This is a genomic window from Pseudomonas sp. XK-1 (assembly GCF_038069885.1).
Classification (GTDB): domain Bacteria; phylum Pseudomonadota; class Gammaproteobacteria; order Pseudomonadales; family Pseudomonadaceae; genus Aquipseudomonas.
Genome location: NZ_JBBPES010000005.1, coordinates 122,429 through 146,374, shown reverse-complemented (window position 1 = coordinate 146,374; position 23,946 = coordinate 122,429). Strand labels below are relative to the sequence as shown.

Below are 23,946 nucleotides of genomic sequence, written 5' to 3'. Positions count from 1 at the left end.
AATCAAGCCTGTGTCATCCACTTACGATGAGTGTGGATCGACATCAAAATTCCAAAGCCTGCCAGCAGGGTGATCAGCGAGGTGCCGCCATAACTGATAAAGGGCAAAGGCACACCGACCACCGGCAACAGGCCGCTGACCATACCGATATTGACGAAAACATAGACGAAGAACGTCATGGTCAGCGCGCCGGCAAGCAGCTTACCGAACAGCGTCTGCGCTTGCACGGTAATCACCAGGCCGCGCGCGATCAACAGCAGATACACCAGCAGTAACAAACACACGCCCACCAGACCGAACTCTTCGGCCAGCACCGCGATGATAAAGTCGGTGTGGCTTTCCGGCAAAAAGTCCAGGTGCGACTGGGTGCCGGCAAGCCAGCCCTTGCCCCACACCCCGCCCGAGCCGATGGCGGCCTTGGACTGGATGATATTCCAGCCACTGCCCAGCGGATCGCTTTCCGGGTTGAGGAAGGTCAGCACCCGCTGCTTCTGGTACTCGCGCAGCACGAAGAACCACATGCCGACGGCAATCGGCACCACGGCCGCAGCCGCGCCGATGATCCAGCGCCACTGCAGGCCTGCCATAAACAGCACGAAGAACCCGGAGGTGATGATCAGCAGCGAGGTGCCCAGGTCCGGTTGCAAAAGAATCAGCACAAAGGGAATGACGATCAGCGCCATGCTCACCACGATGTGCTTGAAGCGCGGCGGCAGGCTACGCCGAGCCAGGTACCAGGCGATGGTCGCCGGCATGATGATCTTCATGAATTCCGAGGGCTGAAAGCGGATCACCCCAGGAATATTGATCCAGCGCGTCGCGCCCATGGCGTTGTGGCCCATCACGTCCACCGCCACCAGCAGGCCCACCCCGATCAGGTAGGCCAGGGGCACCCAGCGCGCCATAAAGCGCGGTTCGAACTGGGCGATGATAAACATACCGACCAGGCCGATACCGAAGGAGCTGGCCTGCTTGGCCAGCAACTCGATGTTCTTGCCACTGGCCGAGTAGAGGATAAACAGGCTGCCGCTGGCCAGCACCAGCAGCAGGAGCAGCAGAATGCCGTCGACATGCACGCGCTGCAGCAGAGTTGCCCGCCTGCGCATCAGGTCCTCAGTGGACAGGTTGCGATCAAAATTACTGTTCATGGCGCGGCGACCTCAGCCGCCACAGGCGGTGCGTATTCGGCTTTCAACTGACCGTTGTCATCCAGCAGCCAGGCATCCATCACCTGCTTGACCACCGGAGCGGCCACACCGGAACCGGACTCGCCGTTTTCCACCATCACCGACACGGCGATCTGCGGGTTGTCTGCCGGGGCGAAGGCGACGAACAAGGCGTGGTCGCGATGGCGCTCCTGAACCTTGCTGCGGTCGTACTTCTCGCCCTGCTTGATCGCCACCACCTGGGCGGTGCCGCTCTTGCCGGCGATGCGATAGACCGAGGCGTCGCCGACCTTGCGCGCGGTGCCGCGCGGGCCGTGCATGACCTGCTCCATGCCGAAACGGGCACTGTCCCAATAGGACGGATCGCGCAGCACGATATCCGGCATCGGGTCCTTGTCCACCGGGATCGCGCCCTGGATGCTCTTGGCCAGGTGCGGGCGAATCCATTTGCCGCGGGTAGCCATCAGCGCAGTGGCCTGGGCCAGCTGCAGCGGCGTGGTCTGCATATAGCCCTGACCGATACCGAGAATCAGGGTCTCGCCCGGGTACCAGGCCTGACGATAGCGCGCCCGCTTCCACTCGCGCGACGGCATCAGGCCGGCGGTTTCCTCGAACATGTCCAGGGAGACCCGCTGGCCAAGGCCGAAGCGGGTCATGTACTCGTGCATGCGGTCGATGCCCATCTTGTGGGCCAGGGAATAGAAATAGGTGTCGTTGGAACGGGAAATCGCCAGTTCCATATCCACCCAGCCATCACCGTTGCGGTTCCAGTTGCGGTATTTGTGACTGAGGTTGGGCAATTGATAGAAGCCGGGGTCGAACACCCGGGTTGAAGGGGTCAGCACCCCGGCGTCCAGAGCGGCCACTGCCATCATCGGCTTGATGGTCGAGCCGGGCGGATAGAGGCCGCGCAGCACCCGGTTGTACAGGGGCCGGTCGATGGAGTCGCGCAGGTCGGCATAGGCCTTGAAGCCGATACCGGTGACAAAGGGGTTGGGGTCGAAGCTCGGCTGACTGACCATCGCCAGCACTTCGCCGGTCTGCGGCTGGATTGCCACAATGGCCCCGCGGCGGCCATCCAGCGCGGCTTCGGCGGCTTCCTGCAGACGCACGTCGAGGCTCAGCACGATGTCCTTGCCGGGCAGCGGATCGGTGCGCTTGAGCACCCGCAGCACGCGGCCGCGGGCATTGGTTTCGACTTCCTCGTAACCCACCTCGCCGTGCAGCTCGTCTTCATAGAAGCGCTCGATACCGGTCTTGCCGATATGGTGGGTGCCGCTGTAGGAGACCTTGTCGAGCTTTTCCAGCTCAGCTTCGTTGATCCGCCCGACATAACCCACCGAATGGGCGAAATGCTCGCCCTGCGGGTAATGCCGCACCAGCTGCGCCACCACCTCAACCCCAGGCATACGAAACTGGTTGATGGCGATCCGGGCAATCTGCTCCTCGGAGAGTTCGAACAGCACCGGCACCGGTTCGAAGGGGCGACGCCCCTGGCGTACGCGCTTCTCGAACAACGCGCGCTCGTCATCGCTCAGCTCCAGCACCTCGACAATAACGTCCAGCACCTGCGCCCAGTCGCCGGCACGCTCGCGGGTCAAGGTCAGGCTGAAGCTGGGGCGGTTGTCGGCGATGATCACGCCGTTGCGGTCGAAGATCAGCCCGCGGGTCGGCGGCAGCGGTTGCACATGGATGCGGTTGTTTTCCGCCAGGGTGCTGTGGTGTTCGTACTGCACCACCTGCAGGTAGTACATGCGCGCGGCCAACACGGCGGTCAGCAGTAAAAAGAACGCAGCACCGACCAGCGTCCGCCGACGAATCAGGCGAGCGTCTTTTTCATGGTCCTTCAGGCGAATGGGCTGCGGCATCGGTGGCTGCTGATTACTTGTGATAAGGGTGGCCGGACAGAACTGTCCAGGCACGGTAAATCTGCTCGCCAATCAGAATTCGCACCAGCGGGTGCGGCAGGGTCAGGGGCGACAGCGACCAGCGTTGCTCACTGCGTGCCTGCACCTCAGGTGCCAGCCCTTCCGGGCCGCCAACCATCAGATTGACGGTGCGTGCATCCAGGCGCCACTTGTCCAGTTCGACCGCCAACTGCTCGGTGCTCCAGGGTCGCCCTTCGACTTCCAGGGTGACGATGCGTTCCCCGGGCCCGACCTTGGCCAGCATGGCCTCGCCCTCCTGGCGGATCATCCGCGCCACATCGGCATTCTTGCCGCGGGTGGTCAGGGGAATTTCCACCAGGTCTAGGGACAGCTCGCTGGGCATGCGCTTGGCATATTCCTGCCAACCTTCTTCCACCCAGCGCGGCATCCGCGAGCCAACGGCGATCAGTTTGATCCGCACCGCTGCGCGTCCTTATTCCTGCTCGGGGCCGGTTTCGGCGCTGAACTGCGCACGGCTCTGCTCGGCACCCTGCCACAGACGCTCGAGGTCATAGAACTGGCGCGCGGTCGGCAGCATCACATGGACGACGATATCGCCCAGGTCGAGCAGTGCCCACTCGCCGGTATCCATGCCTTCGGTACCGATCGGGCGCACGCCCTGTTCCTTGACCTTTTCCAGCACGTTGTCGACCAGCGACTTGACGTGACGGCTGGAGGTGCCGCTGGCGATCAGCATAAAGTCGGTGATGCTGGTCTTGCCGCGCACATCAATGGTGGTGATGTCCTGCGCCTTGATTTCTTCCAGAGCGGCGATGGCCAGTTTGACCAGATCTTCGCTCAACATTTTTGCCTTTGTCATAAGTAGCTCGTTTGCCTCGTGTTCAATTCGCGTCACGGTAAAGGCCGTGGGCATGGATATAGGCCAGCACCGTGTCGGGCACCAGATAACGCACCGACTTTCCGCTCGCCAACAATGAGCGGATCTGGGTAGCGGACACCGCCAGGGGCGTCTGCCAGATAAAGGAAATCTGCCCCGCCGGCCCCTCCAGGGCCAACGGGTCGCTGATACTGCGCGCCGCCAGCAGGTTGCGCAGGCTTTCCGGCGCATCGCTGTCGGCATCCGGGCGCTGCAGCACCAGAATATGGCAGTGCTGCAACAACTCGTCCCAGCGGTGCCAACCGGGCAGGCCGCAGAAAGCATCCCAACCGAGAATCAGAAACAGCTGATCCTCAGCGGCCAACTCGGCGCGCAACGACTCCAGGGTGTCGATGCTGTAGGACGGCTTGTCGCGCTTGAGTTCGCGATCGTCCACCCGCAGCGGCGACACCCCGGCGACCGCCAGCTCGACCATGGCCAGGCGCTCGGCGGCCCCCACTTGCGGCGTCCTGCGATGGGGCGGCCTTGCGCTGGGGATCAGACGCAGCTCGTCGAGCTGGATAAACTCGGCCACTTCCACGGCACTGCGCAAATGGCCGATATGCACCGGGTCAAAGGTGCCGCCCAGGATGCCAATGCGTCGGGCGTCGCTACGCCGGGCGTCGCTACGTCTGTCCACTGTTACAGATTCTGCCCGCGCAGCTGACCATCGCCGATCACCACATACTTCTCGCAGGTCAGCCCCTCCAGGCCGACCGGGCCGCGGGCGTGCAGCTTGTCGGTGGAGATGCCGATCTCCGCGCCCAGGCCATACTCGAAGCCGTCGGCAAAACAGGTCGGGGTATTGAGCATCACCGAGCTGGAGTCCACCTCGGCGAGGAAGCGCCGGGCACGGCCCTGGTGTTCAGTGACGATGGCATCGGTATGGTGCGAACCGTAGTGATTGATGTGGTCGATGGCCTGTTCCAGGCCGTCGACCACGCGGATCGACAGGATCGCGTCCAGGTATTCGGTGTTCCAGTCTTCTTCTGTCGCAGGCACAGCTTCGATCAGCGCACAGGTGCGGTCGCAGCCGCGCAGCTCGACGCCCTTGTCGACAAACAGTTGCGCCATGCCCGGGAGAAACTGCGCCGCGATGGCCTGGTCGACCAGCAGGGTCTCCATGGCACCGCAGATGCCGTAGCGGTAGGTCTTGGCATTGAAGGCAATCGCCTGGGCCTTGCCCAGCTCGGCCAGGGCATCGACATAAACGTGGCAGATGCCGTCCAGGTGCTTGATCACCGGCACCTTGGCGTCGCGGCTGATGCGCTCGATCAGGCCCTTGCCGCCACGCGGCACTATCACGTCGACAAACTCCGGCATGCTGATCAGCGCGCCCACCGCGGCACGGTCGGTGGTCTCCACCACCTGCACCGCCGCTGCCGGCAGCCCGGCCTCGGCCAGACCACGCTGAATGCAGGTGGCAATCGCGCGGTTGGAGTGGATGGCCTCGGAACCGCCGCGCAGGATGGTGGCGTTACCCGATTTCAGGCACAGGCTGGCAGCGTCGATGGTCACATTGGGTCGCGACTCGTAGATGATGCCGATCACGCCGAGCGGCACGCGCATCTTGCCCACCTGAATTCCCGACGGGCGGTAGCTCATATCGCGGATCGCCCCCACCGGATCGGGCAGGCCGGCAACCTGACGCAGGCCTTCGATCATCCCATCGATGCGCGCCGGGGTCAGGGCCAGGCGGTCAAGCAGGGCCGGCTCCAGGCCGCTGGCGCAACCGGCGGCGAGGTCCAGTTCATTGGCCGCGGTCAGTTCGGCGCGCGCCGCGTCCAGCGCGCTGGCAGCGGCCTGCAGGGCACGGTTCTTCTGGGCGGTAGTGGCACCGGCCACCACGCGCGAAGCCTGGCGAGCAGCCTGTCCCAGGCGGGTCATATAGTCGAGCACGGACTCAGTCATGGGCAACGAAGGTCTGGCAGCTGGAAAAAGTCGCTGAGTATAACGGTCGCGCAGCCTCCCGCCCAGCGCTGCCGGGAGCCCCGCGCGCTTAATCGGCCGACGCTGACAAGTGGTAAACAGCCTGTTCGCCCGCCTCGACGGTAACGTCGCCCGGCCACGGCCGCTCTGGCACCGCGCGAAACAGTGACACCTGCCCCGCTCAGCCGCCCGAAGGTTAGGTAAACAAAAACCACCCGAATGTTTACCTTGCATAAAAACCAGCACAGGCGGCCCAGCGCCGGGGTGAGAGAGCCATGCACTATCGTACCGACTACAGCCCCGCGTTACTGAACAGCGCTCCCCGAGTGCTGCAACTGGGTGATTGGTGCCTGCACTACCAGGCCTATGCCAGCCGCAGCAATGATCGGCGCGCCCCCGTACTGCTGTTGGGCGGGGCCTTTCAGAGCTTTCGCTCGTTCGCCAGTGAAGTCGCCGAGCTGCTCGGCGATCACCCGGTGATTCTGCTCGACCTGCCCAGCCAGGGCGGCAATCTGCAACTGGTACCGGAACTGAGACTGGAACAGCTGGCCGACCTGATCGCCGCCTTCGCCGACGAATTGCAATTGCCGCCACTGCTACCGATAGGCCTGTCCTACGGCTCCGCCCTGGCCGCCCTGTTCGCCGCACGCCACCCCCGCCACTGCGCCCGCCTGCTGCTCGCCGGGATCACCGCCTTTGGCCGCCCCGGGGCCCGCCTGCTGCTGCAGGAAGGCCTGGCGCTGCTCGCCGAGGGCGACAATCAAGGCTTTGCCCACGGTGCCCTGACCGGCCTGCTCAACCCACTGCGCCTGCAGCAGACCGGCGTCGGCGCGGTGTTTCGCAAGGCCCTGCTGCGGCAAATCCAGCGTCTGTCACCCGCCGACGTGGAGCGCTACCGGCAGAACAGCCAGCGCCTGCTGGACTTCCAGGGCTTCGCCCAACACCCGACCTGCCCGACCCTGGTCCTGGCCGGCGAATACGACCACTTCACTCAGCCCTGGGAGCACGCCCAGTTCGCCGCGGATTGCGCCAGCGCCAGCTGTGCCCTGATCCACAATGCCGACCACCTGGCCCAGTTCGAACAGCGTGCCGCCTGCGCCGGCCTGTATAGCCCGTTTCTGCGCGGCGAAGCGCTACCCCAGCGCAGCCCGGGCAGCAGCCTGCTGGCCCGCGGGCAGCTGCGCCAACTGGAAAGACGCCACGAACCGCGCCAACCACCCAGCCATCGTCAGGCCCGCCTGCGCCATGTCGAGGGCGGTGAGTGGACAGTGGACGTACGCGAACTGGGCTTTTTCGGCGGGCTGCTGCGCGGCGACCTGCCCCAGGAGCTGGCACCGCGCGGCTGGCAATTGCTGCACCGGGACTTGCCGGCGCAACCCCTGCTGCCGCTGCGTCAGGATGCCAACGGCCTGGCCTTTGTCTTCCCCCACAGCGACCAGCAGGCCAGCCAGGCCATGGTCACGCTGTTCCAGCCCCACAGCCTGCCCGCAGCGGCCTGCGCCTGAAAGCTCGATAAGTAGGGTGCACCGGGGTCGGCCGCGGCCCTGGTCAAAATCCTTGCCTTGAGAAATGACTAGCTAAACCCGGCAACGCAGATAGTTTTTCAGCAACAGACCCAAGCCGGCCGCGCTTCAGGTGCGCGCTTCGATCACCCGGACCAGCCCCTCGTGCTTGCTCGGCGGCAGGCCCAGGGCCAGGGCCGTGCGACTCGGGTCGAACACCTCGACCGAGGTGAAACCACAACGGCGAAAACCTTCCACTATGGCCGCCTCATTGCGGTAATGCAGCGGGTAGCTGCCGCGGGTCAACCGGCCGACCAGGCCCACGCCCCAGCGCAATTGACGGTAGCGCGGGTGCTCGCGCAGGTCCGGGTACAGCTCGGTCAGGTAGGTGGCCTGGGGAAACTGGTGCAACTGCTCGGCCAGACGCGCCCAGAACGACTCGATCAGCGGCAGTTCGAAATAATTCACCAGGCCCTCGGTAATCACCACCACCGGCTGGCTGCGATCCAGTTCGGCGAACAGACCGGCCAGGGATTGATTGCCGTCCGCCGCCAGAATGTCCACCGCGCGCACCCGATGCCGGGCACCCAGCCAGCCCTGGGCCCGCAGCAGCAGCCGTTTGCGCGCGGCCATCAGCGGCAGGTCGGCCTCCAGGTAGCGCAGCTGCGGGTAGCGCGCGGTAAAGCGCCGCCCCCGAGGCGACAGGCCGCAGGCGATTTCCACCACCTGACAGACGCCGCCGTGCTCGATTGCCGCGGTCAGCTGCGCGTCGATCTGCAGATGCCGCTGCAGCAGAAACTGTTCGAGATCCAGGTCGAACCCCACCCGCGCGCCCCAGGTGATAGGAGCCAGCAGGCCATGCACAAAACGCCCGAAACCAGTCACGAAAGCCGGCTCCGCCAGACGATGGCGGTACCAGACGTAACCGGTGTAATGGGCACTGGGACTGATATGGGCGCTGCTGGCACGTTCAGACATGGCTCAGGCTCTTATTGTTATGATCGCCTGAGCCTATGCCCTGCCGCCCACCAGTGACACCGGATGCCACACGAACCCAACCTTAGTTTGCCCTGGCCCCACGGCCGCGCGCTCGACAATGCCTTCTTCGACCGCGATGCACGCCTGCTTGCCCGCGAACTGCTCGGCAAGGTGATCCGCCACAAACATGGCGAACGCTGGCTGAGCGTACGGATCATCGAGACCGAAGCCTATTACCTGGCGGAGAAAGGCAGCCACGCCTCCCTCGGCTACACCCACAACCGGCGCGCATTGTTCGCCGATGGCGGACATCTCTATATGTACTACGCTCGCGGCGGCGACTCGCTGAACTTCAGCGCCCAGGGCCCCGGCAATGCGGTGCTGATCAAGTCCGCCCTGCCTTGGCTGGACGCCCATTCGGACACCGCCAGCCTGACGCAGATGCAGGCCAACAACCCGGACGCCCGGGGCCACGCACGCCCTGCGGAAAAACTCTGCGCCGGCCAGACCCTGCTGTGCCGGGCCATGGGCCTGAAGGTGCCGGACTGGAACGGCCAGCGCTTCGACCCTGAGCGCCTGTTTGTCGAGGACCTGGGCATCCGCCCCGCCCAGGTGGTGCAATGCACGCGCCTGGGCATCCCCCTGGGCCGCGACGAACAACTGCCCTACCGGTTCGTCGATGCCGATCTGGCCCGTTACTGCACACGCAATCCGCTGCGCCGCGGGCAGGTCGCCGGCCGCGATTTCCACCTTCTCAACCCCCTGGACACTCCGTTATGAGCCAATGGTTCGACAGCCTGAACCTATGGCTCAGCAGCAACCCGCAATGGCTGGGCCTGGCGATCTTCCTGATCGCCTGCATCGAATGCCTGGCGATTGTCGGCATCCTGGTGCCCGGGGTGGCGCTGCTGTTCGGCGTCGCCATGCTGGCCGGCAACGGCACCCTGAGCCTCGGCGAAACCCTGCTGCTGGCCTACTGCGGCGGCGTACTGGGCGACTGCCTGTCCTACGCCTGCGGGCGCTACTTCCACCAGGACATCCGTCGCCTGCCCGGGCTGCGCCACAACCCGCAGTGGCTCGCCGGGGCCCACGGCTACTTTCAGCGCTACGGTGTCGCCAGCCTGCTGGTGGGCCGCTTTATCGGCCCGCTCAGGCCCATGCTGCCGATGGTCGCCGGCATGTTCGACATGCCGGCAGGGCGTTTTATCCTGGTCAGCCTGCTGGCCTCGGCCGGCTGGGCCGTCGCCTACCTGCTGCCCGGCTGGGCCACCGGTGCCGCGCTGCGCCTGCCGCTGCCACCGGGTTTCTGGCCGCAGGCCGCGGCTATCGGCGCTGCGCTGGCCCTGGGCATAGCACTGAGCTGCCACAGCAGCCTGAGCGACAAGCGCCATGCCAGCCTGCTCGCAGCCGTCTGCAGCCTGCTGTTATTGCTTGGCCTGATGCTCGGCTGGCCGCACCTGAGCCAACTCGACCAGGGCTTGCTGGCCCTGATCCAGGCGCAGCGCAGTGCCGTCCTGGACGGCCCGATGGTGCTGATCACTCGCCTCGGCGACTTCAACACCCAGCTGGCCGCCGCCGCGCTGCTGTGCCTGTTGTTGCTGCTCAGCCGTCAGTGGCGAGCGCTGAGCTTTGCCTTCCTCGCGCTGCTCGGCACGGCACTGGCCAATGGCTCCCTGAAGGCCTTCTTCGCCCGCAGTCGACCCGAAGTGCTGCTGGAGCCGCTGAAGACCTTCAGCTTCCCCAGCGGCCACAGCTCGGCGGCCTTTGCCTTCTGTCTGGTCCTGGCACTGCTGGCCGGCCGCAGCCAGCCTCCGCGCATGCGCCTGGCCTGGTTGCTGCTGGGCAGCCTGCCGGCGCTGGCCATCGCCGGTTCGCGAATCTATCTGGGCGTGCACTGGCCCAGCGATATCCTCGCCGGGGCCGTGCTGGCTGCCAGTTTCTGCGCCCTGAGCCTGACCCTGGTGGAATGGCGCACGCCGTTGCCGGCGCTGCCGGCCAGGCTCTGGTGGCTGCTGCTACCGGCCTGCCTGGGCCTGCTCGGCGGCATCGCCACCTGGCACTGGTCGGCCGGGCTGTTGCGCTACGCTTACTGAGTCACGCCCGCCTGGCCCTGCAACTGCTCCAGCAACTCATGCAACAGATCGAGCCGCTGCAGTGGCTGATCCAGCGCCAGCAGTTGCAGCTTCTGCTCGGCCTCCAGCGGCAACAGATAGGCCAGCTGATTGGCCAACGAGGCCTGCCCAACGGGTTCGGCCTGCATGCCCAGGGAGGCCACCATGGGGTGCTCGCTCAGGGCACCGAGCAAGGCGGCCAGATCCGCATGTTCGCCCAGCAGCGGCTGCTCGTCCTCGTCCGCCAGCCACTCGACCTCGGCGACCGTGAGCTGGTCAGGCAGTACCTGAGCACGTAGCACCCGCAAGCGTCGCCCACCCTCCACGCGAATGCCCAGCAGGCCGTTGGGCAGCTGCTGGAAATCGCGGATCAGCGCCTCGCAGCCGATCGCCGCAAACTGCCCGGCCGCCTCGCCCACCTCGGCACCCTCCATGATGCAGACCACGCCAAAGCCCTCGCCCTGCTTCATGCAGCGGCTGATCATGTCCAGATAGCGCGCCTCGAAGATCTGCAAATCCAGCGTACAACCGGGAAATAGCACGGTATTGAGTGGAAAAAGCGGCAGAGTCATAGGCACCTCCTTATAGCCACAACAGAATTGCCAGCGGCAGCAAGACCGCGGTGAACACGCCCATCAGGCTCATCGCCAGGGCCGCAAAGGCCCCGCACTCCTCACTTTCCTGCAGGGCTCGGGCGGTGCCCACGGCGTGAGCCGTCAGCCCCAGCGCCATGCCCAGCGCGGCCTGATGATGAATGCCGCAGCGCTTGAGCAGCGAGGGCCCGACTATTGCGCCGATAACCCCCGTAATCATCACGAAAACCGCCGCCAGTGCGGCGATGCCGCCAATCTGGCTGGCCACCAGCATGGCAATCGGCGAGGTCACCGACTTGGGTGCCATGCTCATCAACATGATCTGCTCGGCCCCGAAGGCCCAGGCCAGGCCCACACCCATGACAGTGGCGAACACCCCGGCGATCAGCAACGTGATCAGGGTCGGCCAGAACAGCTGGCGAATCCGCCGCAGATTGAGGAACAGCGGCACCGCCAGAGCCACGGTCGCGGGGCCAAGAAACAGGGTCAGGGGGGCAACGCTGTCGCGGTATTCGACAAAGGTCAGCCCGCAGGCCAGAAGAATCCCGATCACCGCCAGCATCGACACCAGCACCGGCTGGAGGAACACCCAGCGGGTGCGCTCGTAACCGGCAATAGCCAGCTGATAAACCCCCAGGGTGATGCCCACACCGAACAGCGGGTGATGGACCAAGGCCTGCCAGGCGGCCTGCCATTCCAGACTCATGGGGCCTCCCGACGCTGCTGGCGATCGATCAGCTTCTGCATCAGCCAGCCGGCGAACAGCACCGACACCAGCAGCGACAGCAGCAAGGCCCCCACCACCGCCCAGAAATCCGCGGCGATATCCGCAGCGTAGGCCATGACCCCGACCGCGGGTGGCACCAGCAGCAAGGGCAGGTATTTGAGCAGGCTGCTGGAGGCCAGATGCAGTGACTCGCCCACCTCGCCGTGCAGCAGCAGGAAAGCAAACAGCAGCAGCATGCCGATGATCGGCCCCGGCAACATCGGCAGGAGCAGGACATTGATGACAGTGCCGAGCAGTTGACAAAGCACCAGCCAGGAAAGGCCGCGAAGCAGCATGATGAACAATCTCCGAATCGTATAATGCCTAGGTGCACTGCCACGCATTATAAGCAGAAGCGCCGCGCAACGACCGGTTTACAGCGGCCGCGCACATCCCTCGGGGCCTCCACGCGAGCGCCTACAAGCCTCTTGACCGCGACGCTAACCCATGATGATCTTAGGGCAGAAGGATTTACGCACCCCAAAAAACAACAAAGCCCGCGTCTTCAAGGAGAAACCATGCCCCTAGTACCTACAGCCGAACTGCAGAGCTATATCGGCAAAGAACTCGGCCGTTCCGAGTGGATGACCATCGATCAGGAACGCATCAATCAGTTTGCCGAATGCACCGGCGACCACCAGTTCATTCACGTCGATCCGGAAAAAGCCAAACTCACCCCCTTCGGCACCACCATCGCCCACGGCTTCCTCTCCCTGTCCCTGGTACCCAAGCTGATGGAAGGCATCATGATCATGCCCCAGGGCCTGAAAATGGCCGTCAACTATGGCCTGGACAGCGTGCGCTTTATCCAGCCGGTCAAGGTCAACTCCAAGGTGCGCCTGGTGGTTACCCTGACCGACGCCAACGAGAAGAATCCGGGCCAGTGGCTGCTCAAGGCCAAGGCCGTGCTGGAAATCGAAGGCTCGGAAAAACCGGCCTATATCGCTGAACCCCTGACCCTCTGCTTCGTCTGACCCCGCCCGCAACAAACAGGCGCGCGATCCTCGGTTCGCGCGCCTTGCTTCTTGGCCTGCAGCTTTGCCTTTGAGGCATACTCGCCCACAACCTATCGCTCTGGATGTTTGTCATGCGCCGCCTCGTCCACCTGGCTCCGCTGAGCCTCGCCCTGCTGCTGAGCGCCTGCGGCAGCGGCGAATCCTGGTTGCCGGCAGACGCCGTGCTGCCCGATGGCAGCCGCTACCGCGGCGAACTGGTTGATGGCCTCCTGCAAGGCCAGGGCCGCCTGGACTACCGCAATGGCAGCTACTACCAGGGCGAGTTCAAGGACGGTCTGTTCCACGGCGCAGGCGAGTGGCACGGGGCTGATGGCGAACACTACAGTGGCGAATTCCAGCACGGCAGCTTCCATGGCCAGGGCCGCCTGCAGCACAGTGACGACAGCCATTACCAGGGCGCGTTCAAGGCCGGCCAGCCAAGCGGCGAAGGCCGTTTCAGCAGCGCCGAGCTGAACTACAGCGGCGCATTCGCGCACGGACTGTACGACGGCCCGGGCAAGCTGGAGTGGCTCGCCGGCGGCAGCTATCAGGGCCAGTTCAGCCAAGGCGAGCCCCATGGTCAGGGCGTCCTGATCGACGCGGACGGCAACCAGTTCAGCGGTCAGTTCGAACAGGGCCAGCTCAAGGGCCCGGGCAGCTTCACCAGCCCGGAGGGCGATCACTACAGCGGCGACTTTGTCGACACCCAGTTCCACGGCAAGGGCCGCTACCAGAGCGTGGACGGCGATGTCTGGAGCGGCCACTTCGTGCGCGGCAGCCTGAGCGGAGCCGGCGAATTCCACGGCAGCGACGGCAGCCTCTACCAGGGTCAGTTCCGCGACTGGCGCTACCACGGCGAGGGGCGCTTGCGCCTGGCCGACGGCAGCGTCTACCAGGGCCGTTTCGCCCGCGACCAATACAGTGGCCAGGGCCGCCTGACACTGGCCGACGGGCGCAGCCTCGGTGGCACTTGGCAAGCCGGCCAACGCCTGCGCGACGAGCAGGACGTGCTGCTGCCCGACCCGCTGGAGATCGGCCTGCTGGAACAGGGCCGCCTGCTCGATGCCGCCCTCGCGGCCCTGCCCGCCTCGACCCCGGCCATCGAACTCTATGCCCTGACCCTGGCCGGCGACGGCAAGCAGAGCGTGTTTATGCGCGAAGCCGATTACGTCGCCAAACTGCTCGACGAACGCTTCGCTGCCCATGGCCGCATCAGCCTGGTCAACCACCGCGACCACCTGGCCGAACGCCCCCTGGCCACCCGGGAAAACCTCAGCCGTGCGGTGCAAGCCCTGGCCGAGCGCAGCGGCCCGGAAGACCTGATCTTTATCTACCTGACCAGCCACGGCTCGGCGGACCACCAACTGAACCTCGACCAGCCGCGCCTGCAACTCAACGACCTACCCGCCAGCGCCCTGGCGACGGTGCTCGAACCGCTCAAGGAGCGGCACAAGGTGCTGGTGATTTCCGCCTGCTATTCCGGCGGTTTTATCCCCCAGCTGCAGGATGACAAGACCCTGATCATGACCGCCGCCCGCGCCGACCGCGTGTCCTTCGGCTGCTCGGAGGAGAACGACTTCACCTACTTCGGCCGCGCCCTGTTCGCCGAAGCCCTGGAGCAGACCGACGATCTGCAGCGCGCCTTCGAGCTGGCTCGGGCCAGCGTCGTCGAACGCGAGCAGAGCGAGGGCTTCGAGGCCTCCGAACCGCAGTTCTGGAGCGCCGCAGCGGTACTTGCGCAATGGCGCAAACTGCGTGAGCAGCAGGGCCATGCGCCGGACAACAGCCCCGATAAAAACCCCACGCCCAACCCATGACCTGCAGAGAAAGCCGCCCCGCCCCGCACGTTTTGCCAACGCCTGTTAAGCTGATTGATATCAGCGGAGAGTCCTAGACCATGTATTTGACGCCCCAGCACATCCTTCTCGCCGGCGCTTCCGGCCTGACCGGCGAGCACCTGCTGGACCGCCTGCTCAGCGAGCCCACCGTTGCCCGGGTGCTGGCACCCAGTCGGCGCGCGCTGGCCGAACACCCGCACCTGGACAACCCCCTGGGCGAACTGCTGGACCTGTTGCCGCAACTGAACGGCCCGATAGACACCGCCTTCTGCTGCCTGGGCACCACCCTCAAGCAGGCCGGCTCGCAGGAAGCCTTCCGCGCCGTCGATCACGACCTGGTACTGGCCTTCGCCCGGCGCGCCCGCGAACTCGGCGCGCGCCATCTGCTGGTGATCAGCGCCCTGGGGGCCGATCCCGCCTCCGCGGTGTTCTACAACCGGGTCAAGGGCGAAATGGAACAGGCCCTGCGTGCCATGGACTGGCCGCAACTGACCATAGTGCGACCTTCCCTGCTGCTCGGCGCACGCCAGGAGTTCCGCCTCGGCGAGCGCCTGGCCGCGCCCTTTATGCGCTGGTTGCCCGGCAAGTACCGCGGCATCAAGGCCACGGTACTGGCCCGGGCCCTGTGGCGTCTGGCCCTGGAAGAGAACAACGGCATCCGCGTGATCGAATCCGGCCAGTTGCGCCGCCTTGGCCGCTAACCACTACGGACACCTTATGAGCACCCACCCAGACAACCTGATCGACGCCCTGGCGGCGGCCGACATGCTGGAAATCGACGACCTGCACGCCTGGCAATTCCGCCTCGACGAAGCCCAGCTGCAAGGCAGCGGCGACGCGCCCTTGCTCAGCATCGAGTGCATGGACGGCCGCGCCCTGCGCAAATGGCACTTTAGCCTGGCCCAGGTGCAGGCCGCCCGCTACGAGGCAGCGGACGACTGCTGGATGCTGGACAGCGCCGCCGGCCCGCATCGCCTCAAGTGCTTTGCCGCCATCAGCGGCGACAATGACGATGCGCCGGACGACGCCGCCAACGACGGCGAATAACCCGCCAAGGAACCGCCATGAGTCTGTATGAGCGCTACCTGCTGCCGCACCTGATCGACTTCGCCTGCGGCATGGGCGAGGTGATGCAGGCCCGCGCGCAGACAGTGCCCCAGGCCCATGGCCGGGTGCTGGAAATCGGCATCGGCAGCGGTCTCAACCTCGAGTTCTACGATGCCGCCAGGGTCAGCGCGATCGTCGGCGTCGACCCCAGCGCCGAGATGCAGAAGCTGGCCAAGGCGCGCGCAGCGGCCCTCACCATCCCGGTGCAGATGATTGCCCTGGAACTGGGCCAGATTCAGGCCGAGGACGCCAGCTTCGACAGCATCGTCTGCACCTTTACCCTATGCACCATCCCCGACGCCGTGGCCGCCCTCAAGGAGATGCGCCGGGTGCTCAAGCCCGGCGGTCGCCTGCTGTTCTGCGAGCACGGCAAGGCCCCGGACGCCGCCGTGCTGCGCTGGCAGAATCGCCTGACGCCACTGTGGAAACCCCTGGCCGGCGGCTGCCACCTCAACCGCGATATCGCCGCGCTGATCAGCGCCGGCGGCTTCAGCATCGGCCAGCTGCAGCACCGCTACCTGAAAGGCCCCAAGGCCATGACCTACCTCTACCAGGGCTGGGCCACCTAGCCAATTGCCAGCACGCACCGGCAGCCCTCTTAAATCCTGACTATCGTTAATACTCTGGACTTATCGAATGGAAGCCGGCTTACGCATGAAGCGTCTGCAGTTACGCGCAAGCATCGCCCTGATCCTGTGCCTGGCCGGCATGCTGGCACCCGTCAACCAGGTTCTGGCCCAGTCGCGCCAGGTCAGTGTCGGGGTGTACGCCAACGAACCGAAGATCGTGCTGGGCGAGGATGGCCAGATTTCCGGCATCCTCGGCGAACTGCTCAAGGAAATTGCCCGCCAGGAAGACTGGCAGCTGAACGCCGTGCCCTGCGACTGGCAGCAGTGCCTGGAGCGGACCCAGAGCGGCGAGATCGACCTGCTGCCGGACGTCGCCTTCAATGAAACCCGTGCCCTCTCCCTGGATTTCCATCAGGTGCCATCGCTGTACAGCTGGTCGCAGCTGTACAGCCGCGAAGGGGTGCAACTGTCCTCGGTACTGGACCTCGAAGGCCACCGCATCGCGGTGCTGGAGGGTTCCATCCAGCAGAATTATCTGCGCGACCTGCTCAAGAGTTTCGGCCTCAACGCCGAGCTGATCGGCGTGCCCAGCCTGCTCCAGGGCTTCGAGCAGGTCGCCAGTGGCGCGGCCGACGCCGTGGTGGCCAATCAGCAATTCGGCGACTTTCACGCCCCGCATTACCGGCTGTACAGCACGCCCATCATGTTTCAGCCCGCGCAACTCTTCTATGCCACGCGCAAAGGCCAGAATGCCGAGCTGCTGGCCAGCATCGACAAACATCTGCAGCACTGGCAGGGCTCGCCCGACTCCTACTACTACCAGATCCTGCAACGCTGGGGCGGCGAACGCCCCACTTTGCTGGTCCCCACCGCGGTCTGGTGGGGCCTGGGCGGTCTAGCCGTGCTGCTTCTGCTGGCCCTTGGCGGCGCAATAATCCTGCGCCGCCAGGTCGCCGAGAAAACCCGCCACCTGCTGGCCGGCGAACAGCGCCTGAACACCATTCTCGACAGCGTCGAGGCCTATATCTATATCAAGGACACCCAGCTGCGTTACCAGTATGCCAACCGCAAGGTCTGCGAACTGTTCGGCCAGCCCCTCGAACAGGTGATCGGCAAGACCGACGAATGCTTCTTCGATCTCGACACCGCCACCCACCTGCACGAGAACGACCGCCGGGTCCTGCAGTTCGGTGAGCGGGTCGAGGAGGAGGAAGTCAATCGCGGCCTCAACGGAGCCACCGAACACGCCTTCCTCTCGGTCAAGCTGCCGCTGCGCAATGCCGCCGGGCAGATCTATGCCCTGTGCGGCATTTCCACCGACATCACCGAGCACCGCAAGAACCTGGAGAAGATCAACCAGCTGGCCTTCTACGACCCGCTCACCGGTCTGCCCAACCGCCGCCTGCTGCTCGACCGCCTGCAACAGGCCCTGGCCAAGCATGCCCGCGGCCTACAGCAGGGAGCCCTGCTGTTTATCGACCTGGACAACTTCAAGGACCTCAACGACACCCTCGGCCACGACATGGGCGACCAGTTGCTGCAACAGGTGGCCGAACGCCTGCGCAGCCATGTGCGCGCCCAGGACAGCCTGGCCCGCCTCGGTGGCGACGAGTTTGTGCTGATGCTCGAAGAACTCAGCGTCGACCCGGAGCAGGCCGCGCGCCAGGTGGAAACCGTCGCCAACAAGGTGGTCGCCGCCCTGGCCGCGCCCTACAGCCTGGAGGGCCGCAGCCATACCAGCACCGCCAGCATCGGCATCGCTCTGTTCCCCGAAGACCAGACCAGCGTCGAGGAGATCCTCAAGCGCGCCGACCTGGCCATGTACCAGGCCAAATCCGCGGGGCGCAACGGCATGCGCTTCTTCGACCCGAACATGCAGGCCGAAGCCAATGCCCGCGCCAGCCTGGAAAACGACCTGCGCCAGAGCCTCAGCGAACGCCACTTTATCCTCCACTACCAGCCCCAGGTCGACGCGCAGGGCCAGCTGATCGGGGCAGAGGCGCTGGTGCGCTGGCAGCACCCCAGGCGCGGTCTGGTCGCGCCGAACGACTTTATCCCCCTGGCGGAAAGCACCGGGCTGATTCTGCCCCTGGGCCGCTGGATCCTGCACAGCGCCTGCGCCCAGCTGGTCACCTGGGCCGCGCACCCGCAACTGCGCCATATCAATCTGGCGGTCAACGTCAGCGCCCGCCAATTTCACCACCGCGACTTTGTCGAGGACGTGCTCGCGACCCTGACGGAAAGCGGGGCCAACCCCGCCCGCCTGGAACTGGAGCTGACCGAAAGCCAGCTGGTGGAAGACGTGGAAGTCCTGATCGCCAAGATGACCCGGCTCAAGGCCCACGGCGTGCGCCTCTCGCTGGACGATTTCGGCACCGGCTACTCCTCGCTCAACTATCTCAAGCGCCTGCCGCTGGACCAGCTGAAGATCGATCAGAGTTTTGTTCGCGACCTGCTTGTGCAGCCCAGCGATGCCGCCATCGTGCGCACCATCCTGGCCCTGGGTGCCAACCTCGACCTGGCCGTCACCGCCGAGGGCGTGGAGACCAGCGAACAGCGCGAAGCGCTGCTGGCGATGGGCTGCCAGAAGTTCCAGGGCTACCTGTTCGCCCGACCGGGGCCAGCCCAGCTGCTGGAGCAATGGCCCACCCTCAACAGCCGCGATATCACCGCCTGAGTCCAGCCCGTCGCCCGCCAGACCGGCAGCCGGCACCTCAGGTCGGCGCAGCCTCGCGCAGGCGCAGGGCATCCACCAGCCCGGCAGCGATGGCCATACCCACCAGGTCGGCAAGGGTTTCGGCCTGCATGCGCTTCATCACCCGCGAGCGGTACAGGTCGACGGTCTTGACGCTGATGGCCAGCTGCTCGGCCACCTCGCGATTGGTGCAGCCGCGCACCAGCGGCAGCAGCACATCGCGCTCGCGCGGGGTCAGGCTGGCCAGGCGCGCCTGCACCTCGAACAGCCGCGGATCCGTGGCCGAGGCGCGGTTCAGGGCCTGCTGCACGCTGTCGAGCAGCAGCTGTTCGTTGTAGGGCTTCTCGATAAAGTCCACCGCGCCGGCGCGGAAAGCACGCACCACGATGGGCACGTCGGCATGACCACTGACGAAGATGATCGGCATGTCGATACCACGCTCGCGCAGGGCTTCCTGCACATTCAAGCCGCCCATGCCGGGCATCCGTACATCCAGCAGCACACAGCCCTGACTCTGACCGTCGCAGACCTCGAGGAAATCCCGGCCACTGGTAAAGGGCAAGGCCGTCAGCCCCACTGACTCCAGCAGCCAGACGGTGGAGTCGAGCATGCCCTGGTCGTCATCGACCACATAGACCCGTTGTTGCTGTTGCGCGCTCACTGGCTCGTCCTCTTATTGTTGTCTGTCTCGCCCGGGCTCTCGTCGCTGCGCCCCAGGGGCAGGCGACATTCCAGGCACAGGCCGCCGTGCTCCCCTGGCCGGGCCTCCAGGGCCCCGCCAAAACCTTCGATAATGCTGCGGCTCATCGACAGGCCCAGGCCCAGGCCTTCCGCCTTGCTGGTGTAGAAGGGTGTGAAGATATGCCCCAGCTGCGCCGCCTCCACCCCCGGGCCCTGGTCGCTGACCCAGACGCACAGCTGGCCGCCGCGCTCCCCGGCCGTCAGCTCGATACGCGAGGGCTGGCCCGGATGGGCTTCGCGGTTGGCGTCGATGGCGTTGCGCAACAGGTTGAGCAGCACCTGTTCGAGCAGCACCCGGTCGGCATACACCGGCGGCAGATTATCCGCCAGTTGCTCGACGATATTCACCTGCCAGTTGCTCGCCTCCCACTGACACAGGCGCACCGCCTCGCGAGCCACCTGAGCCATGTCCAGGGCCTGGGTGCGGCGCTGGCCCTTGCGCAGGAAGGCACGCAGGCGCTTGATCACTTCCGAGGCGTGGTTGGCGTGTTCGGTGATGCGCTCCAGGCCCTGGGCCACCTTGTCCGCTGCCTGCGGATTAGTCTCCAGGGCCCTGAGGTAACGCTGGCTGGCACTGGCGTAGTTGACCACCGCCGCCAGCGGCTGGTTGATCTCGTGGGCAATGCCGGAGGCCAGTTCGCCCAGGGTGACCAGCCGCGCGGTATGGGCCAGCTCGTCCTGATGGCGGCGCTGCTGGGCTTCGCGCAATTCGCGCTCGGTCATGTCGCGGGCCACCAGCGAATAGTATCGCTCGCCACCACTGCCACGATGGGCCAGCAGCACCAGCGACACCGGCAGCGGCGCGCGCGGCCCCAGGGGCAACAGGCGCACCTCGGCGCTCCACACGCCACAGGCATCGGCAGTCGCCCAGCCCTGAGCCTGCAACTGCTGCAAATCGTCCGCGGCGAGCAGCGCATCCAGGGCTGGTAGCGCCTGATTCGCCGCGATATTCAGGGCATGCCGGGCCGAGGGGTTGAGGTGGGTCAGACGTCCGCTCGGGTCGATAAACAGCACCAGGTCGGTGTTGGCTTCCACCACTTCGGCCAGTCGCCGCTTGTTCTCCTCGGCCTGCACCCGCGCGGTGATATCGCGCGACACGCTGACCACCTCCACCACCGCGCCGGTGTAGGTTTCGCGAATGGCCCGGCTGGCGGTCTCGAACCACAGGTAATGCCCCGCGCGATGGCGGATGCGATAGGTCATGGTGTGGTAGCCGTCCTGCTCCAGGGCCTCGCGGGTGCTCTGCACCAACTGCAGCTGGTCCTGCTCGTGGAACAACGCCTGCACCAGGGTCCCGCGCAGCTCCTCGGGCCAGTAGCCGAGCAGGGTCCAGCTGGCCGGCGAGGCATCGAGAAAGCGCCCCTCCGGGGTATGCCGGGAGATCAGATCGGTAGTGTTCTCGGTAATCAGCCGGTACAGCCGGCTGGCCTTGGCCGCCTCGCGCTCGGCCTGCACCTGCTCGGTGGCCAGGCGACAGCGGGCCAGTACCTGCTGCTCCAGCGGGTCGGGGATAAACAGCCAGATCAGAATCTGCCCCTCGACCTGGGCCTCGACCCCATCGATCGCCCGCCCCTGCTGCAGGCAGGCCCGCACCAGTTGCGCGGCGTTGACCGGCAACAGCTCCAGCGCCGCCGGCAAGGGCCGCTCGCCGAGCAGCTCGAGCATGGCCGCATTCAGCTGCAGCGGTCGCGCCTGGGTATCCAGCAGCAGACTGGGTTGCGGGTCGCTGCCGAGCAGGGCACTGCCGCGGGCCTGCGCGGGCAGGCTGGCAAGCAGGGCCAGTAGCAGCTCATGGATAAACCCCAGCCAGTCGAGGCCCACCCCTTCCTGCAACTCGATCAGCAGCAGGCCGGGCTGCCCGGCATCCAGCTCCAGGGCCAGCACCTGGCCATGGCTGATGGCCGCGCGGCGTACCCGACCGGCCAGCCAGCAGGGCAACTGGCGCAACTCGCCCAGGCTCAGCCGCGGCTCGACCTGCAAACGCTCGAACAGCAGCAGATCGCTGGCCTGCAAGGGGTCGCCGAAGCCCGGCGGCAGATGGGCTGCCGCGCCTTCATGGCTGTAGATGCCGGTAGCCGCCTGCCAGCCGAGAAAGAACGCCTGACGCACCTCGGGGCAGGCCTGCAGGGTGCGGCGCAGGGCGTCGGCACGCACCGCCAGCGGCAACGCCTCGCGCTGTAAACGCAGCCAGCTGTGCAACTGCACGCGGATCTCACTCATCGCATCGCTTCCTTATCACCGGCCCAGTGCTTGGCCCGACGCGAGCATCGCGGCAACGCCGGCCGAATGCAAAGCGACCAAGGGCTATAGCCGACAAACCATACTAGTAAAATTACTATAAGACTATGGCTTAGTTGCCATATCAAACTATTAAAAGCTATAAATAACCCACGCCAAAACAGCAGCACGCCTGTCGTCCACCGACCGGGCACTGCCGTACCGGCCAACAAGAGCAAACAATCTGCCATGGGTACTCGCATGTCGATCTACGAACAGGGCCTCGCGCCTGCCGCCGTCAATCATATCGCCCTCTCGCCCCTGAGCTTTCTCGAGCGCACCGCGAGCGTTTATCCGCACTACCCAGCGGTGATCCATGGCTCGATCCGCCGCGACTGGAGCGAGACCTACGCACGCTGCCGTCGCCTGGCCTCGGCCCTGGCCGGCCGTGGCATCAGCAAGGGCGACACGGTGGCGGTGATGCTGCCGAATATTCCGGCCATGCTCGAAGCCCACTTCGGCGTGCCGATGATCGGCGCGGTGCTCAACACCCTCAACGTGCGCCTGGATGCCGAGGCCATCGCCTTTATGCTGCAGCATGGCGAAGCCAAGGTGCTGATCGCCGACCGCGAGTTCCATGAGGTGATCCACGCCGCCGTCGGCATGCTCGATCATCCGCCGCTGGTGATCGACGTCGACGACCCCGAATATGGCGAAGGCCAGGCGGTCAGCGACCTCGACTACGAGGCCCTGCTGGCCGAGGGCGATCCGCAATTCGCCTGGCAGTGGCCGACGGACGAGTGGCAGGCGATCAGCCTCAATTACACCTCCGGCACCACCGGCAACCCCAAGGGCGTGGTCTACCACCACCGTGGCGCGTACCTCAATTCCCTGGGCAACCAGATGACCTGGGCCATGGGCAACCACCCGGTCTATCTCTGGACCCTGCCGATGTTCCACTGCAACGGCTGGTGCTACCCCTGGACCATCACCGCCCTGGCCGGCGTGCATGTGTTCCTGCGCCGCGTCGACCCGCAGAAGATCCTCCACCTGATCCGCGAACACCGGGTCAGCCATATGTGCGGCGCGCCCATCGTGCTCAATGCCCTGGTCAATATGCCGGAGTCGGCCAAGGCTGCCATCGAGCACCCGGTCAACGCCATGGTCGCCGGCGCGGCACCACCGGCCAAGGTCATCGGCGCGGTGGAAGAAATGGGCATCAGGGTCACCCATGTCTATGGCCTGACCGAGGTTTACGGCCCGGTCACCGTATGTGCCTGGCATGCCGAATGGGACGAACTGGCGTTGGATGAGCGGGCGCGGATCAAGTCGCGTCAGGGCGTGCGCTACACCACCCTGGAAGGCCTGATGGTCGGCGACCCCAAGACCCTGGAGCCGACCCCACGCGATGGCGAGACCATCGGCGAGATCTTCATGCGCGGCAACACCGTGATGAAGGGCTACCTGAAGAACCCCAGCGCCACCGCCGAGGCCTTCGAGGGCGGCTGGTTCCACACCGGCGATCTGGCCGTGTGCCACCCGGATGGCTATGTGGAAATCCGCGACCGGCTCAAGGACATCATCATCTCCGGCGGCGAGAACATCTCCACCATCGAGGTGGAAGGCGTGCTCTATCGCCACCCGGCGGTGCTGGAAGCGGCCGTAGTGGCCCGCCCGGACGAGAAATGGGGCGAGACGCCCTGTGCCTTCATCACCCTCAAGGTCGACCAGCAGGCCACCAGCGAGGCTCAGATCATCGCCTTCTGCCGCGAACACCTGGCCGGTTTCAAGGTGCCCAAGACCGTGGTCTTCACTCCGCTGCCAAAGACCAGCACCGGCAAGATTCAGAAATTCGTCCTGCGCGATATGGCCAAGGCCCTCTGATTCCCCGTAGCCCGGATGCAATCCGGGCTACGGCAAGAACACACCGTTTG

The 23,946-nt window shown here is 65.5% G+C and carries 22 protein-coding genes; 10 read left to right on the top strand and 12 right to left on the bottom strand.

From position 1 onward, the window contains the following. Positions 1-2: 2 nt before the first annotated feature. Genes rodA through WMW70_RS14440 form a run of 6 tightly spaced genes read right to left on the bottom strand, consistent with a single transcriptional unit; the run spans position 3 to position 5,882 of the window. The gene (gene rodA / locus WMW70_RS14465; RefSeq protein WP_341438466.1) at positions 3-1,106 is read right to left on the bottom strand and encodes a rod shape-determining protein RodA; all 1,104 of its coding nucleotides are present in this window, start codon (positions 1,104-1,106) and stop codon (positions 3-5) included. 38 nt (positions 1,107-1,144) lie between these two features. Continuing rightward, a complete protein-coding gene (mrdA, locus tag WMW70_RS14460; RefSeq protein WP_341438164.1) occupies positions 1,145-3,034 on the bottom strand; it encodes a penicillin-binding protein 2 in 1,890 nt (629 codons plus the stop codon). 13 nt (positions 3,035-3,047) lie between these two features. Next, entirely contained in the window at positions 3,048-3,515 is a 468-nt protein-coding gene (rlmH, locus tag WMW70_RS14455; protein WP_341438163.1) for a 23S rRNA (pseudouridine(1915)-N(3))-methyltransferase RlmH, read from the bottom strand. Positions 3,516-3,527: 12 nt separating this feature from the next. Then, positions 3,528-3,899, bottom strand: coding sequence for a ribosome silencing factor (rsfS, locus tag WMW70_RS14450; RefSeq protein ID WP_325508461.1), 372 nt, complete (start codon positions 3,897-3,899; stop codon positions 3,528-3,530). A 37-nt stretch (positions 3,900-3,936) separates the two neighbouring features. Beyond that, entirely contained in the window at positions 3,937-4,611 is a 675-nt protein-coding gene (gene nadD, locus WMW70_RS14445; protein ID WP_341438162.1) for a nicotinate-nucleotide adenylyltransferase, read from the bottom strand. Positions 4,612-4,613: 2 nt separating this feature from the next. Then, positions 4,614-5,882, bottom strand: a complete 1,269-nt coding sequence (locus WMW70_RS14440; protein ID WP_341438161.1) for a glutamate-5-semialdehyde dehydrogenase — start codon at positions 5,880-5,882, stop codon at positions 4,614-4,616. A 293-nt stretch (positions 5,883-6,175) separates the two neighbouring features. Here WMW70_RS14440 and WMW70_RS14435 point away from each other — a divergent pair, with 293 nt between their 5' ends. Next, the gene (locus WMW70_RS14435; RefSeq protein ID WP_341438160.1) at positions 6,176-7,405 is read left to right on the top strand and encodes an alpha/beta fold hydrolase; all 1,230 of its coding nucleotides are present in this window, start codon (positions 6,176-6,178) and stop codon (positions 7,403-7,405) included. Positions 7,406-7,531: 126 nt separating this feature from the next. On the opposite strand, the gene WMW70_RS14430 is transcribed toward WMW70_RS14435, so the two are convergent. Further along, complete coding sequence (locus tag WMW70_RS14430; protein WP_341438159.1) at positions 7,532-8,380, bottom strand: class I SAM-dependent methyltransferase; 849 nt, start codon at positions 8,378-8,380, stop codon at positions 7,532-7,534. 63 nt (positions 8,381-8,443) lie between these two features. Between WMW70_RS14430 and WMW70_RS14425 the strand changes: the two genes are divergently transcribed. Both WMW70_RS14425 and WMW70_RS14420 read left to right on the top strand, forming a co-directional pair. Next, positions 8,444-9,160 carry a DNA-3-methyladenine glycosylase gene (locus WMW70_RS14425; protein ID WP_341438158.1) on the top strand — a complete coding sequence of 239 codons (717 nt, stop codon included), beginning with the start codon at positions 8,444-8,446 and terminating at the stop codon, positions 9,158-9,160. Continuing rightward, positions 9,157-10,473 (top strand): bifunctional DedA family/phosphatase PAP2 family protein, encoded by a 1,317-nt coding sequence (locus WMW70_RS14420; protein WP_341438157.1) that lies wholly within the window; start codon positions 9,157-9,159, stop codon positions 10,471-10,473. The genes WMW70_RS14425 and WMW70_RS14420 overlap by 4 nt, the downstream gene beginning before the upstream one ends. Here WMW70_RS14420 and WMW70_RS14415 read toward each other — a convergent pair. The 3 genes from WMW70_RS14415 to WMW70_RS14405 are packed head-to-tail and all read right to left on the bottom strand — an operon-like array spanning position 10,467 to position 12,146. Beyond that, positions 10,467-11,063, bottom strand: coding sequence for an LON peptidase substrate-binding domain-containing protein (locus WMW70_RS14415; RefSeq protein WP_341438156.1), 597 nt, complete (start codon positions 11,061-11,063; stop codon positions 10,467-10,469). The two genes, WMW70_RS14420 and WMW70_RS14415, sit on opposite strands and share 7 nt — an antisense overlap. A 10-nt stretch (positions 11,064-11,073) precedes the next feature. Beyond that, on the bottom strand, positions 11,074-11,784 hold the full coding sequence (locus WMW70_RS14410; protein WP_341438465.1) for an LrgB family protein: 711 nt from the start codon (positions 11,782-11,784) through the stop codon (positions 11,074-11,076). Positions 11,785-11,786: 2 nt separating this feature from the next. Then, entirely contained in the window at positions 11,787-12,146 is a 360-nt protein-coding gene (locus WMW70_RS14405) for a CidA/LrgA family protein (RefSeq protein WP_341438155.1), read from the bottom strand. Positions 12,147-12,368: 222 nt separating this feature from the next. On the opposite strand from WMW70_RS14405, the gene WMW70_RS14400 reads away from it, so the two are divergent. The 6 genes from WMW70_RS14400 (at position 12,369) to WMW70_RS14375 (ending at position 19,036) form a co-directional block, all read left to right on the top strand. Then, positions 12,369-12,824 (top strand): MaoC family dehydratase, encoded by a 456-nt coding sequence (locus tag WMW70_RS14400; protein ID WP_325508219.1) that lies wholly within the window; start codon positions 12,369-12,371, stop codon positions 12,822-12,824. 104 nt (positions 12,825-12,928) lie between these two features. Next, positions 12,929-14,662: a C13 family peptidase gene (locus WMW70_RS14395; protein ID WP_445942148.1), complete on the top strand. Its 1,734-nt coding sequence runs from the start codon at positions 12,929-12,931 to the stop codon at positions 14,660-14,662. A gap of 80 nt (positions 14,663-14,742) precedes the next feature. After that, the gene (locus tag WMW70_RS14390) at positions 14,743-15,384 is read left to right on the top strand and encodes an oxidoreductase (RefSeq protein WP_341438153.1); all 642 of its coding nucleotides are present in this window, start codon (positions 14,743-14,745) and stop codon (positions 15,382-15,384) included. A 16-nt stretch (positions 15,385-15,400) separates the two neighbouring features. Next, on the top strand, positions 15,401-15,730 hold the full coding sequence (locus WMW70_RS14385) for a DUF5629 family protein (protein WP_341438152.1): 330 nt from the start codon (positions 15,401-15,403) through the stop codon (positions 15,728-15,730). Between the two features lie 17 nt (positions 15,731-15,747). Further along, positions 15,748-16,359 (top strand): class I SAM-dependent methyltransferase, encoded by a 612-nt coding sequence (locus tag WMW70_RS14380; RefSeq protein WP_341438151.1) that lies wholly within the window; start codon positions 15,748-15,750, stop codon positions 16,357-16,359. Between the two features lie 67 nt (positions 16,360-16,426). After that, positions 16,427-19,036 carry an EAL domain-containing protein gene (locus WMW70_RS14375; protein WP_341438150.1) on the top strand — a complete coding sequence of 870 codons (2,610 nt, stop codon included), beginning with the start codon at positions 16,427-16,429 and terminating at the stop codon, positions 19,034-19,036. Between the two features lie 37 nt (positions 19,037-19,073). Here the strand turns inward: WMW70_RS14375 and WMW70_RS14370 are convergent, their stop codons facing one another. Next, positions 19,074-19,715, bottom strand: a complete 642-nt coding sequence (locus tag WMW70_RS14370; protein WP_341438149.1) for a response regulator transcription factor — start codon at positions 19,713-19,715, stop codon at positions 19,074-19,076. Continuing rightward, a complete protein-coding gene (locus tag WMW70_RS14365; protein ID WP_341438148.1) occupies positions 19,712-22,015 on the bottom strand; it encodes a PAS domain-containing sensor histidine kinase in 2,304 nt (767 codons plus the stop codon). The genes WMW70_RS14370 and WMW70_RS14365 overlap by 4 nt, the downstream gene beginning before the upstream one ends. Before the next feature lie 258 nt (positions 22,016-22,273). On the opposite strand from WMW70_RS14365, the gene WMW70_RS14360 reads away from it, so the two are divergent. Continuing rightward, entirely contained in the window at positions 22,274-23,896 is a 1,623-nt protein-coding gene (locus tag WMW70_RS14360; RefSeq protein WP_341438147.1) for an acyl-CoA synthetase, read from the top strand. Positions 23,897-23,946: the final 50 nt, after the last annotated feature.